Below are 14227 nucleotides of genomic sequence, written 5' to 3'. Positions count from 1 at the left end.
TTAACCATAGCGATGGCTATGCTTTGCGAAACCTGCCTAGAATTGACTGCTTCAAACACCTCGCTGAAGTCAATGGGGACTTATTCTGCGTTTCCTTAGATACTTACTTTAACGTTGTTGTGATTAACACTGGATCTCGACACCATCCAATTCAATCGGTTTCAGCTTCCAGATATCTTCGTTATATTGCGCCATGGTTCGATCCGTTGAAAAGATGCCGCTACGAGCGGTATTGATAATGCTTTTACGAACCCAATCATCGCGATTTTGATAAGCCTGTGCTGCTTGCGCCTGCACCTCAACATAACTTTGGAAGTCAGCTAAAGTCATCCAAGGATCATTCGGCGATTGAATAGAATGGATAATCTCGTCAAAAATTCCCGGCTCAAACTGATTAAAATGCCCGGAATTCAATAGTCCCATCACCGCTTGTAAATCATAACTCTGATCGATATAACTTTGCGGGTTGTAATGCTGACGTAGCTCTTCAACTTCCGGCGTTTTCAAACCAAATAAAAAGAAATTATCTTTACCGACTGCATCAAGAATCTCAACATTAGCCCCATCTAGCGTACCGATAGTCAAAGCACCGTTCATCATAAACTTCATATTTCCGGTTCCAGATGCTTCTTTACCGGCAGTAGAAATCTGTTCCGACAAATCCGTTCCCGGACAAATAACTTCCATTGCCGAGACCCGATAATTAGGAATAAAAACGACTTTAAGCCGATCACCGACTTGCGGGTCATTGTTTACTACCTGCGCAACGTTATTGATAAGCTTGATGATCTGTTTGGCCATCGCATAACCCGGGGCAGCCTTACCGCCAAACAATACGGCTCGGTTGGTCCAGTTATCGGCATCACCACGCTTAATACGAGAGTACAGATGAATCACATGCAAAACATTCAATAGTTGACGCTTGTATTCGTGAATACGTTTCACCTGCACATCAAACATCGAATTCAGCGGCAATATCACACCGGTTTCATGTAAAACTAAATCTGCTAAACGCTTTTTATTATGCTGCTTAACCTGATACCACTGCTCACGAAAGTCTTGATTGTCCGCTAATGGTTCAATCTGCTTTAAATCAGTCAAGCGGGTAATCCACTCTTCACCAATTTGCTGTTTTAGTAATGCGCGTAATTCTGGATTACAGCCGGCCAGCCAGCGACGCTGAGTAACACCATTGGTTTTATTATTGAACTTCTCCGGCCAAAGCTGATAGAAATCATTAAACAGACCATCCTTCAGCAAAGTCGAATGCAACTCCGCGACACCATTCACCGAATGACTGCCAACAATTGCCAAATACGCCATACAGATATTGTCATGCTCATCGACAATCGACATACGGCGTTGTCGTTCGGTATCTGCCGGCCAACGCATTGCCACTTCAGTCAGAAAACGACGATTAATTTCATAAATAATTTCCAGAGGACGAGGCAATAAACGCAAGAATAAATCCTTCGGCCACTTTTCCAAGGCTTCCGGCAATAAAGTATGGTTGGTATAAGCCATGGTCTGGGTAGTGATTTGCCACGCTTTATCCCAATCTAACCCCTCTTTATCTACCAATAAACGCATTAATTCCGCAACCGCCAAACTAGGATGGGTATCATTTAACTGAAAGGCGTTGTACTCAGCAAAATCATCAAAACTACTATGTCTATCACTCCACTGCTGAACCACATCCTGTAACGAAGCAGACACTAAGAAGTACTGCTGTTTTAGGCGCAATTCCTTACCATTCTCGCTGCTATCATTTGGATAAAGTACACGAGTAATATTTTCTGCCTGCGACTTTTCCGATACCGCCTGATGATAAGAGCCGGCATTAAACTCTGACAAGTCAAAACCTTCTTTAGCCATCGCCCACCAGAGACGTAAAGTATTCACAGTACCATTCTTATAACCTGGAATCGGCACATCGTAAGGGACAGCCAACACCACTTCAGCATGCTCCCAGTGAGCAATCAAATGGCCATCAACCGGATCGACATATTGGCGCGATTGACCGCCAAACTTGACTACTTGCGTGTATTCGCCGCGCTGCACTTCCCATGGATAAGGGCCAAAACCAAGCCAGTGATCCGGCTCTTCAACCTGATAACCATTCTGAATTTGCTGGCGGAACATTCCATACTCGTAACGAAGTCCGTAGCCCATAACCGGTAGCTGCAAGGTTGCACAACTATCCATAAAACAAGCGGCCAAACGACCCAACCCACCATTGCCTAATCCGGCATCACGCTCGCTCTCTTCAATCTGCTCTAAATCCAAACCTAAAGCATATAACGCTTGTTTGGTCTCATCTTCAATACCAAGATTCAGTAGATTATTGGTGAGCGAGCGCCCAATCAAGAATTCCATCGATAGGTAATAGGCTTTCTTCAACTTACCTTGATTATAGGCGGTCCAAGTACGCTTCCAATGCGTCATCAAGCGATCACGAGTGGTATAGGAAAGTGCTCGAAAAAGATAATAGTCTTCCGAGCTGATTTCCCGCCCCAGAGTGTGGCACAGATACTTAAGAAAATCCGCTTCGATGGCTTCCTGATCCATACCGATATTTTGCAGCTTTTTACTGACTACTCCGATACGATTCGCTCCGGTTTGCGATGGCATCACTATGACTCCTTATAGAGGGATTGATACGCCTTAGCGCTGTTCTTCCAATCAAAAACCTGTTGCATGCCATTTTTTTGCAGCTTCTGCCATTGGCGTTTTTTGCTGAAAAGGAACAGGGCGTGCATGATCGTCGATAAAAGGGCGTGTTTTGACATGTCATAAAACACAAACCCGGTTGCCGTGCCCGCTTTAAGATTTTCTTCGGTGGCATTGACGACTGTATCCGCCAACCCGCCGGTATTATTCACAATCGGTGGCGTGCCGTACGCCAGACTGTACATTTGATTTAAACCGCAAGGCTCAAAGCGCGACGGCATCAGAAACATGTCCGAACCGGCTTCAACCAGATGCGCCAACTCTTCAGAGTATCCAATATGACACCACACTCGCTGCGGATAAATTCTGGCTAGCTCGCAAATTGCCTCTTCAATATTTCTGTCTCCTGACCCGACAAAGGCGATATTGGCTTCGCTGTTTTCTAAAATATCCGGCAACACTTCCATCACCAAATCAACGCCTTTTTGCGGCACCAAACGACCGACAAAACCAATCAGCGGTTTTTCCAACCACTGATCAAAACAGTCTTCTTTTGGTAGACTCTTCTCGGTATGCATACGACAGAAGGCTTTTAACAACGCGATCTTATTTTTGCGTTTGGCCGACACCCGTCCCTTATCTGCCGAATAGTTATGTGGAATCAGCTTATCGCTCTCCGGGTTCCAAGTATTATGGTCAATGCCATTCAAAATACCGACTAAGCGCTCTTCAGCGGCTCGCTCTTGCAAAACACCTTCAAAGCCGTAAGCAAATTCATAAGTGCAAATCTGTTTCGCATAGGTCGGGCTGACCGTAGTCACCCAATCGGCAAACGCGACCCCCGCCTTCAGCATCGAGAAATGTCCCCAAAACTCCACACCTTGCATCGACCACAAATAATGCGGCAAACCCAATCCATCAAAAAGCTGCTGCGGAAAATTGCCTGGATAGGCCATATTATGAATAGTAAAAACCGTTTTCGGACGCGGTGCCTCCAAACTAATTAAGGCCGTTGCCAGACCGGTTTGCCAATCGTTCAAATGCACCACATCCGGTTGCCAATTCAAACCGGCTCGATCCATCGCTAATTCAGTAATCACCTTCGAGAAAACACCAAAGCGTTCGCCGTTATCCCACCAGTCAGTTCCATCTTCCGCCAGATAAGGGTTACCTGATCGACCAAACAAAGCAGGAATATCCACTAACCAAACCGGCACATCCAAGCCCTCGAAGGCGCCGGCCTTCAATTGCAAAATCCGTACCTCATACACCTGCCCGCAACCACTCACTTGCAAATCAGCGACCTTACGGAAAGACTTTTTCGGTAGCTTAATCATTACATCGTGATAAGCCGGAAGTACCAGCCTTACATGGTTCTTTAACAGCTTCAAAGCATTTGGCAAACTACCACTGACATCAGCTAAACCGCCGGTTTTAATTAAAGGATGCGCCTCTGAAGTAGCATATAAAATTTTCATAAAGATTCTTTACCAATGATTATTCTGTTATCGCTTTTAGGGTCTGTTGAAAATTCATAATTAGGTTCTGCCACTGCCATTTTTGCGTCCAACAAGGCGGAAATCGTGTGAAATAGTCATTCTATTTGAACGCATTTTCAACACAGTTGGCGTGAAAATGGCAATGGCCCTTTGGGTTGTGCTTAAAAATCCGACACTCTGCGTTACTCATCCCTTATTTGGAATAACCAAACTGCGCTCAGAATGCCTTGATTGTCGAATTTTTAAGCGACAACAGAATCAAATATGAATTTCCAACAAGCCCTAATCTTGTTTAACCAATACTAAAACGCCTAATGGCGGCAAGGTTAAATCCAGATGAAAACCTTGATTCATCCAACCACCATCTTGCGCATACAACTCGCCGCCATTACCTGCATTACTGCCACCGAAACACTCGGCATCAGAATTAAGCATCTCCCGATAAGTACCGGCTTGCGGCACACCAATTCGATAATTTTCACGAACCACAGGCGTAAAGTTAAAGATACAGAGAATGGTTTGCTCGTTGCTGTGACGCATAAAACTCAAAATCGATTGCTGATAATCGTGACAATCAATCCACTCGAAACCTTCACTATTAAAATCACGCTGATGCAAAGCGCTGTTCTGTTTGTAAAGATGATTCAACTCACGACTATATAATTGCACGCCACGATTCAGTGATACATCACAAAGTTCCCAAGGTAAAGATTGCGACTCATTCCATTCAGTCCATTGGGCAAATTCACTGCCCATAAACAGCAATTTTTTACCCGGATTCAACATCTGATAGCCAAGCAACAATCGTAAATTAGCCGCTTTCTGCCAATCATCGCCTGGCATTTTGCCAATCAATGAATTCTTCATATGCACCACTTCATCATGCGACAACGGCAAAATAAAGTTTTCGGTGTATGCGTACATCTGGCTGAAGGTCAGTTCATTATGGTGATAAGAACGGAAGACGGGCTCTTTTTCCATATACGACAGGGTATCGTTCATCCAGCCCATATTCCATTTCATTGAAAAACCTAACCCGCCCATCCACGTCGGGCGCGATACCATCGGCCATGACGTCGACTCCTCCGCCATCATCATTACCCCTGGCGCTTGCGAATGGATTTCGTAGTTCAAGGTCTGCAAGAATTCAATCGCTTCCAAGTTTTCACAGCCACCGTGCTTATTCGGTACCCACTGACCATCCTCGCGCGAATAGTTCAGATATAACATCGATGCCACCGCATCAACACGCAGTCCATCGATATGCAGTTCTTTGACCCAATACAGCGCATTGGCGATTAGGAAATTACGCACCTCATTGCGCCCGAAATTGAAGATATAAGTTCCCCAATCTTGATGCTCGCCCAAACGCGGGTCTTCATGTTCATACAGCGCCGAGCCGTCGAATCGCCCCAAGGCAAAACTGTCTTTAGGAAAATGCGCCGGAACCCAATCCAAGAACACTCCGATACCGTGACGGTGACAGTAATCAACAAAATAACGGAAATCATCCGGTGTCCCGAAACGGCTTGTCGGCGCAAAATAGCCCGTGGTCTGATAACCCCACGATTGATCCAACGGGTGCTCAGAAACCGGCAACAATTCGATATGGGTGTAGCCCATCCACTGCACGTAACCGACCAAGCGATGGGCGATTTCACGGTAATTCAAAAAATTACCTGCATCGTCTCTTTGCCACGAACCAAGATGCACTTCATAAACATTAATCGGAGCTTCCTGCCACGAGAAATGTTCGCGCTGCTGCAACCACGCTTGATCTTGCCACTCATAGCTAGATTGATAGACTTTACAAGCATTCGCCGGACGCATTTCCATCGCTTGCGCGTAAGGGTCGGTTTTGACCACCACATTGCCACTATCGCGATGGCGGATTTCAAATTTATACAGGTCGTTCTGGCTTAAACCAGGAATAAAGATTTCCCACACACCGGAACCGCCAATCACTCGCATCGGATGACGTAGACCATGCCAACCGTTGAAGTCACCGACAACTGACACGCGTTCCGCCGCCGGAGCCCAGACCGCAAAACGCACGCCGCTGACGCCGTCCACTTCTTGCTGATGAGCACCCAATATTTCATATAGGTGCCAATGACGGCCTTCAGAAAACAGATGCAAATCCAATTCACCAATAATCGGCAGAAAACTATAAGGCGAAATAAGTTCATGCCAGAGGCCATTTCCCTCGCACCAACTCACACTATAGTGCTGCGGTAAGTTCTGGTATGAAATTTCCGTTAAGGTTGCATAAAAAAGGTCACTATCCGGATAACGTTGCAATTCGATATAGTCGCCATTGCTCAATTTAACTCGCGCTTTTTCCGCCGTCGGCAGCCACTCGCGAATCATCCAATCAGTCCGCTGACCGCTAATGTCTAACGGACACTCATGAATGCCTAGAAACTCAAATGGGTCATGGTGCTTACCGTGCGCCAAGCGACCAATCGGCTCTTCTAGACTTTTCAGCGCATCAAAAGAAGTATCTTTTTTATTCGTACCTTTAGCGGTATCTACCATATCTGTTCCTTAGCTTTGCTTATTACCAAACGCCACAGAGCGTTCGGTCAGCGTCAATAATTGTTGTATCTTTGGCGGCAGGTCTTCCGATATTTGCGACCATTCCATCTGCCACCGCCAATTGCCTTCTGCTACACCTGGTACATTCATCCGGTGTTCTGAATCAAGCATCAGAAAGTCCTGCATCGGCACGACCACACGCTGTGCCACCGATTGCATCGCTGCCGCAATCAAAGGCCACGGCATTTCCCGCGGCAACTCTGCTTTCTGTAAGAGCGACTCAGTGCGTTTTATCAACTGTTCCCAAATCCACGCTTTGGCATCTTCATCCAAATCGGTAAACCAGCCAACCGAAGTATCATTGTCATGCGTGCCGGTGTAAGCGACCGAGTTTTCAATCTGTTCTTCCAGAGCATGCGGATTATCCGGCAGGCCATTAAAACCGAATTGCAACACCGACATACCCGGCAAATCAAAAGCTTCTTTTAAAGCAACCACTTCTGGGGTAATCACCCCCAAATCTTCAGCAATCAACGGTAAATCAGGAAATTCTTCCTGTAACGTTTGCAACAGCTTGTCACCCGGTACTTCTTGCCAAGTGCCATTTATCGCGGTCTCTTCTTCAGCATTGATATGCCAACAAGCCTGCAAACCACGAAAATGATCGATTCGTAGCAAATCAAACTGCTCAAGAGCATGCTCAATACGCTCCTGCCACCAACTAAAGCCTAGCTGCTGCATCTTCTCCCAATCGTAATGCGGATTACCCCAGCGCTGTCCGGTTTCCGAAAAATAATCGGGCGGTACACCGGCAACCACTTCCGGCAGCAGATTCTCATCCAATAAAAACTGTTCGGCATTCGACCAAACATCGGCGCTATCTAAAGCCACAAATATCGGCATATCGCCAAACAGCTGAATGCCGCGCTGATTAGCATCACACTTAAGTTTCTGCCATAGATAATCCAGTACACACTGTTGCTGTTTTAACAAATCAACTTCAGCCTGATGAGTTCGATAAAATTTATCCAAAGCTTCCGGTTCGCGATATTTCAACGGCTGCGGCCAATCCAACCAGCTCCTTCCTTGATACTGCTCGCGAATCACCACAAACATCGCATAATCATGCAGCCAGTGCGGTTCATGTCCTGTGAAACTTTGCCAGCGCGGCTCGGTCAGATAACTTTGCCAATCGTCTGGTAAAAAGGCTGGATTCAATGCAAAAGCAGACATAGCCGAATAAGGAGAAAGGTCGACATGAGTGTGATTTAAGGGCAATGTTTGCCAGATACTCAAACTGGACTGCTGCAGCCAGTCAAGGAAACGCCAAGCATTTTTATCCAAACACCCGAGTTTACCTTCTTCGTTTGGTAAAGAGGTGATATGCAATAAAACGCCCGCTTGTCGTGCTGCGCTAGGTTTCTTAGATTCTACAGAAGGGATACCCCTCTCCGTTTCCTGTTTCATTACCCGTCCTCTTTGCCGTTGGTTTTGAGTCACCGCCGACCCTTGCCGGCGGGAACAAGGATGACATTTAGTTGCGCCGCATGGTTCCTGAATTTTCCATTTCGCCACCACCAAATGAAATTGGCTGATCCAAGCTGCTTGGCGACTCCAGCGATAACAGCTGATACAGTTTGCGCAGGTGCGAGCGATACAGATGATCGAAATCACGCACACTGTCCGAAGGGTTATAGCCGCCAAACCACCAGAACCAGTCTGACCCCTCACAAATTGCTAACTGCTCGGTTGCCTGTTTCTGCTGCACCGCAGTCATATCACCATCAGCAACCTTCTTGTCGTAAGCCTGTTTTGCTTCAACCAACAAATCCCAACCTTTGTTTTTATCTGGTTCGCCCATCCAAGTTGAGAAGGAACCATACACCCAGCTACCCGCTTGAATTGAGGGTAAATCTCGTGGTTTAACACCTTGTTGCAACACTTCCGAAAAAGTCGACAGTTCGACACGCGGATGATCGCTCAACTTGGAATACAGCGCCATCAAAAAATGGTAGGCATTATCCGGATAATATTCCCAAGCATTTTCGCCATCCAAAATCACACTGACGACATGCTGTTCGCCATCTTTACAGACGAAATTGGCAATATTAGTCAAGTGATTCGCAAAATCGTTAACCGCATCTTCGGCACGCCAGTCTTTGTACTGAAAACCGATTAAATCAGATAAGCCGTCATCACGGAAAAAAAGCGAACATTTATTCCCTGTCGGACGCATTGGGCGGTACAAAGCTCGCTTGCTGTTCAAATCATGTTGATCGATATGTGACTTTTCACAGGAATGACGCCAAACACCTTCTCCGGACGCGCTCCAAGCAATATCGTATTGATCCAGAAAATCGATTGCCGCATCACTAACTGCACCTTCAGACAACCAAACACCTTTCGGCTTTTTACCAAAATAATGCTCAGTAACCTGAATGCCTTTTTTCATATGCCAATGAGCACGTTCTAAACCGCCCGGATACTGATCATAAGACGGCATAGGCGCGTGCGGCATCGCCTCATGCAAACTTTGAAAGTCCAATAATAACGGCACGATTGGATGGCCGTAAGGTGTCATTGAAATCTCAATCTGACCGCTATCCTGCAAAGCCTTGTAGCGAGGAATAATACCGCCGACCGCTTCAGCAATAATCAACATCAATAGACGGCGATCTTCTTCATCAAAAGCCCGTTTTTTCGACATCAAGGTTTGAATGCGAGAATCATCTTGGCGTAAGCTAATGCCCATCCATGCCAAGTGATACCAAACTAAAAGGTCGACAAAAAATTGTTCCGTCAGGTAGCCCATTAAAGTGTGACTATGATCATCCAACAGTTTACTGTCGTTTAACAGGTCAACCATTTCGCGAAACGCCGGAAAAATATTAATAATGGTTGCAGCATTGGCTTTCTGACAAGCTTCGGCAATCTTTACACGTTCTTCAATATCATCAGGAATCGACTCCGCACCGGATACCCAATTCAGTAACGGATCTGACATGACCGTGCCGTCACTTAACCATTGATGAATCTGCTGTTGGTACTCATCCAATTGTTCAAGTAACACCGGCGCAAAATTGACGACTGCTTTGGCATTCGGTTCTTTTTCCAAGTGCCACACCATATCGGTATAGTCTTTAAGTGCATGCAGATATACCCACGGCAGTTGATAAACACCATCTTCGCCATCACGATAATGCGGCTGGTGCATATGCCAACAAAGGACAACTTTTAACTTATTTTCCAAATCGGGTTGATGCTGCATACTCTTACCTCAATTAGAGAAACACGGAAACAAGTCTAAATTAACTCCAACGAAATCTTTCTAAGACTCAAGCCATTTAAAACTTATTCCGTATTTCCTTACTTAAAACTAACGAACAACGTGCAATCGCTGCCCGAACATATCAGGCGTCACTAGTACAATTCCAGACGACGGTTCGACATAGAAACGTTCCGCATCAGCTACAGGATCTTCGCCGATAATCGTATTCGGCGGAATGATTGTGCCTTTATCAATGACTGCATTCTGAATACGGCAATTACGCCCTACTTCTACTCGCGGAAGTAACACCGAATCTTTAATCAAATTAAAACTGTGAATCTGACAACCGGTAGAGATAACCGAACGTTTAATTCGCGCACCGGAAATAATGCAACCTCCAGAAACCAGTGAATCGATTGCCTCACCACGGCGACCTTCATCATCAAAAACAAATTTTGCTGGCGGGTACTGCGCTTGATAAGTCCAAATAGGCCAATCACGGTTATATAAATTCAGTTCCGGTTCAACCGAACAAAGATCAAGATTTGCTTTCCAAAAAGATTCAACGGTTCCCACATCACGCCAGTACAAAGGATCTTCATTATGATCGACGAACGGATAGGCACGAACATATTGATCATCAATCACCGAAGGAATAATATCCTTGCCGAAATCGCGACTTGAGTCAGGATTATCACTGTCTTCAATTAACTTCTGATATAAAAATTCGGTGGAGAAAATGTAAATCCCCATTGAAGCCAATGCCATATCCGCTTTACCCGGCATAGGTTCTGGATTAGCCGGTTTTTCGGTGAATTTGGTAATACGCAGCTGTTCATCGACCGACATAACACCAAAACCTTTAGCCTCTTCACGCGGCACCTCAATACAGCCGATAGTGACGTCCGCACCCGAGTTAGCGTGATCCAACAGCATTTTGCTGTAATCCATCGAATAAATATGGTCTCCGCCCAACACCATCACGTACTCCGGCGAGTGACGACGCATAATATCCAAGTTTTGGTACAGAGCGTCTGCCGTGCCTTTATACCAATCTTTATCGATACGCTGTTGTGCAGGAAGTAATTCGACAAACTCACCAACCTCGTAACGCATAAAGCTCCACGCACGTTGAATATGACGAATCAACGAGTGTGACTTATATTGCGTAAGCACACCAATCTTGCGAATACCGGAGTTAACACAGTTAGAGAGCACAAAGTCAATAATGCGATATTTACCGCCAAAAGGCACCGCCGGCTTAGCCCGCCAACGAGTCAGTTCCTTCAACCGGCTACCTTCACCACCGGCTAATACCAAAGCCAAGGTCTTACGGGTTAAATCCGAACTGCTTTTGGTCTCAGTGTAATATTTCATTCTTATGCATCCTCTTCGGTTGTGCTGTCTCCTCCGACAGCAGAGCTATCAAGCTAAAATTGTCTATTCGCTAACGGCGGGAATTTTCTCACCCGCTTTAAACTGGTGCCTTGCACCAAAAAGAGTCAATTTCGTTAATTTTTAAACCTTCAAAACAACTCTTTTTAAAATCAATAACTTAGCCTTAAAAAGGCAACCTACTGTAATAAATCGATTCGTTTTCAGAAATGGCAGCAGATGCTTTTGGGGCAATTGAAGCGGATACAACGCGCTTATTGAAATACCATTGCAAAAAATAAACCAAGTTCATTATTTGTGCTTTTCATCGCAAAATTTTTTAAGTTTTTATGAAGAACACATCGACCGATTTTTTATCGGCGAGAAGCTCTAGAATAGCAAAGCCCTTGCTAAAATCTCTATTATTTATGTAATGAATATTGATGAATGACTACGAAATTGACAGTACGCAAATTTTTTATCAATTCGCAAACAGAATGCCCCCAAATAAGCCTCTAATCCAAACACCGGCTTTTCAGCATAATCCTGAAATTCACGTTATAATTTGCCGCACCAATTTGGCTATTTTCCGCTTAGATCAAGGATGATAAATGACCGACCTAAACAAGCAATATCTACAAGCCGCAAAGCGCGTTTTTGAAATCGAAGCAGAAGCCATTGCCAATCTAAGCAATCAACTAGATAACGACTTTAGCCAAGCAGTGGAAGCCATACTACAAACCAAAGGTCGAGTGGTAATTTGCGGAATGGGGAAATCCGGCCTAATTGGCAAGAAAATCATGGCGACCTTCGCCAGTACCGGCACGCCGTGTTTCTTTATGCATCCCGGCGAAGCTTTCCACGGCGATTTAGGTATGGTTGCACCGGACGATGTCTTCTTGGCTTTGTCGAATTCCGGCGAAACCGAAGAAGTGATTCGCTTATTGCCGTTCCTGAAAGACAATGGCAATATCCTGATTTCAATGACCGGCCGTCCACAATCAACCCTTGCCACTAACGCTGACTATCATTTAAATATCGACGTACCGCAAGAAGCCTGTCCGCACCAATTGGCACCGACCTCCTCAACCACCGCAACCTTGGCAATGGGTGATGCCCTAGCCGTTGCTCTGATGGAAGCCAGAAATTTCCAGCCGCACCAATTTGCTCGCTTTCATCCAGGAGGAAGTTTAGGCCGCAAACTGTTGACTCGCGTCAAACATGAAATGAGCGAAAGCGTGCCGATGGTTAGTAAAGATGCGCCGATGAAAGAAGTCATCCATAGCATTAGCGTCGGCCGTCTTGGATTGTGCGTGGTCGAGAATGGCGCTGGCATTATCACTGATGGCGACTTGCGCCGTCATATGGAGCAAGACGCCGCTAACCTAATGAACAAAACCGCAGCAGAAATTATGAGCCCAGCGCCGAAAACAATCTCTGCCGAAGCCCGCTTAAGTGAAGCGGAAGAATTAATGAACGAACTAAAAATCACTGCGCTATTGGTTGTAGAAGCAGAGCAGATTGTCGGCATTATTCAAATTTACGACGTAAACTAACGCTTGCCTAAAGATGCGCCGACTCGTCTACCAAACACTTATTCATCTAGCATTACCCTTGGTAAGCGTTATTAGTTGGCGCAAGTGCAAACAAGCCAAACAACAAAACCCGCAACTGCCGGATTGCTTTAACGAGAAATTCGGCCACATTCATCCGCAACAACAAAACGGCATCGTTATTCATGCCGTTTCGCTTGGTGAAACCCGCTCCATATTACCCCTGATTTCCGCTCTGCAAAAACAGTATCCACAACGGCCAATTACCGTCACCAACGGCTCGGTTCGCGGCGCCAAGCAACTTGCCGGAACCTTACCAGAGGGAGTTGAGCATCATTTCTTAGCTTTAGATTACCCGTTTGCCGTCAATGCCTTCCTTAGCGCATTACAACCAAAATTAATGCTGGTGGTAGAGACCGAAATCTGGCCGAATCTAATTAACGCTTGCGCCAAACAGCAAGTGCCGTTAATGATGATTAATGCCCGACTTAAGCAGAGTTCAATGCAGTCTTATCAAAAATGGGGCGGTGACTGGCTCAAGGATACGCTGAATAACTTTCAATGGATTGGCTGCCAGTTTCCGGCAGACTTGCATCACTTCCTCGAACTCGGCGTGAAAGCCGACAAACTCAAACTGCACGGCAATTTGAAGTTCGACCTAGAAATTCCATCCGACATACCGCAACAAGCCAAGCAGTGGAAACAAGCAAACCCACAAGTTTCAGAAAAATTTATCTGGGTAGCAGCAAGCACGCATGAGGGCGAAGAAGAATTAATGCAGGCCGCCCATGCACAACTGCAACAGCCGAGCCTATTAATTTTAGTGCCACGCCAAGCGGATCGCTTTCACGAGGTCGAAAAGCAATTACAAACACAAGGCATTCACTATATAACTCGCTCTAGCGGAAAACCCATCGAAGAAGACACGCAAGTCTATCTGGCCGATACAGTTGGTGAAATGATGCTCTGGTTTGAAATCTCCGATGTCGCTTTTGTCGGAGGCAGTTTAGTGCCTTTCGGCGGTCACAATATTCTTGAGCCTGCTGCCGTCAAAACCGCAGTCATTTCTGGAAAGTGGCATCACAACTTACAAGCGCTGTATGATGCAATGGCTAACGAAAACGGTGTGCTTATCGTCGATTCAGCAGAACAACTCGGGGAGCACTTACAGCAGTTGGCCGACGATGAGGTTCTGCGTAGCAAGCAAGCTGAACAAGGTTTTCACGCCTTTCAACAACACAGCGGTGCCCTGCAACGGCTTTTAGATGATTTAAAACCGTTTTTATAGAATCTTAAAACCAAAAAAACCGCAGGCGATTAACTCA

8 protein-coding genes are annotated in these 14227 nt (G+C 45.7%); 2 read left to right on the top strand and 6 right to left on the bottom strand.

Translation table 11 applies throughout. The annotated features are described in order from the left end of the window. Window positions 1–123: 123 nt before the first annotated feature. The 6 genes from J3998_RS10640 to glgC form a co-directional block, all read right to left on the bottom strand. Window positions 124–2631, bottom strand: coding sequence for a glycogen/starch/alpha-glucan phosphorylase (locus J3998_RS10640; RefSeq protein ID WP_208150643.1), 2508 nt, complete (start codon window positions 2629–2631; stop codon window positions 124–126). Between the two features lie 2 nt (window positions 2632–2633). Continuing rightward, on the bottom strand, window positions 2634–4148 hold the full coding sequence (glgA, locus tag J3998_RS10635; RefSeq protein WP_208150642.1) for a glycogen synthase GlgA: 1515 nt from the start codon (window positions 4146–4148) through the stop codon (window positions 2634–2636). Window positions 4149–4451: 303 nt separating this feature from the next. Beyond that, the gene (gene glgB / locus J3998_RS10630) at window positions 4452–6707 is read right to left on the bottom strand and encodes a 1,4-alpha-glucan branching protein GlgB (protein ID WP_208150641.1); all 2256 of its coding nucleotides are present in this window, start codon (window positions 6705–6707) and stop codon (window positions 4452–4454) included. Window positions 6708–6716: 9 nt separating this feature from the next. After that, entirely contained in the window at window positions 6717–8174 is a 1458-nt protein-coding gene (gene malQ / locus J3998_RS10625; protein WP_208150640.1) for a 4-alpha-glucanotransferase, read from the bottom strand. A 67-nt stretch (window positions 8175–8241) separates the two neighbouring features. Then, window positions 8242–9975 carry a glycoside hydrolase family 57 protein gene (locus J3998_RS10620; RefSeq protein WP_208150639.1) on the bottom strand — a complete coding sequence of 578 codons (1734 nt, stop codon included), beginning with the start codon at window positions 9973–9975 and terminating at the stop codon, window positions 8242–8244. A gap of 108 nt (window positions 9976–10083) precedes the next feature. Then, the gene (gene glgC / locus J3998_RS10615; protein ID WP_208150638.1) at window positions 10084–11352 is read right to left on the bottom strand and encodes a glucose-1-phosphate adenylyltransferase; all 1269 of its coding nucleotides are present in this window, start codon (window positions 11350–11352) and stop codon (window positions 10084–10086) included. A gap of 608 nt (window positions 11353–11960) precedes the next feature. Here glgC and J3998_RS10610 point away from each other — a divergent pair. Continuing rightward, window positions 11961–12905 carry a KpsF/GutQ family sugar-phosphate isomerase gene (locus J3998_RS10610; protein WP_208150637.1) on the top strand — a complete coding sequence of 315 codons (945 nt, stop codon included), beginning with the start codon at window positions 11961–11963 and terminating at the stop codon, window positions 12903–12905. Window positions 12906–12918: 13 nt separating this feature from the next. Beyond that, on the top strand, window positions 12919–14190 hold the full coding sequence (locus tag J3998_RS10605) for a 3-deoxy-D-manno-octulosonic acid transferase (RefSeq protein WP_208150636.1): 1272 nt from the start codon (window positions 12919–12921) through the stop codon (window positions 14188–14190). Window positions 14191–14227 lie beyond the last annotated feature (37 nt).

Origin of the sequence: Thiomicrorhabdus marina, assembly GCF_017571465.1 — a bacterium.
GTDB classification, from domain to species: domain Bacteria; phylum Pseudomonadota; class Gammaproteobacteria; order Thiomicrospirales; family Thiomicrospiraceae; genus Thiomicrorhabdus; species Thiomicrorhabdus marina.
This window is presented reverse-complemented; position numbering and strand designations above follow the sequence as displayed.

Bases quoted from the DNA above. Each gene is read 5' to 3' on its own strand.
- J3998_RS10640 (WP_208150643.1), bottom strand. From the start codon at position 2,631: ATGCCATCGCAAACCGGAGCGAATCGTATCGGAGTAGTCAGTAAAAAG.
- glgA (WP_208150642.1), bottom strand. From the start codon at position 4,148: ATGAAAATTTTATATGCTACTTCAGAGGCGCATCCTTTAATTAAAACC.
- glgB (WP_208150641.1), bottom strand. From the start codon at position 6,707: ATGGTAGATACCGCTAAAGGTACGAATAAAAAAGATACTTCTTTTGAT.
- malQ (WP_208150640.1), bottom strand. From the start codon at position 8,174: ATGAAACAGGAAACGGAGAGGGGTATCCCTTCTGTAGAATCTAAGAAA.
- J3998_RS10620 (WP_208150639.1), bottom strand. From the start codon at position 9,975: ATGCAGCATCAACCCGATTTGGAAAATAAGTTAAAAGTTGTCCTTTGT.
- glgC (WP_208150638.1), bottom strand. From the start codon at position 11,352: ATGAAATATTACACTGAGACCAAAAGCAGTTCGGATTTAACCCGTAAG.
- J3998_RS10610 (WP_208150637.1), top strand. From the start codon at position 11,961: ATGACCGACCTAAACAAGCAATATCTACAAGCCGCAAAGCGCGTTTTT.
- J3998_RS10605 (WP_208150636.1), top strand. From the start codon at position 12,919: ATGCGCCGACTCGTCTACCAAACACTTATTCATCTAGCATTACCCTTG.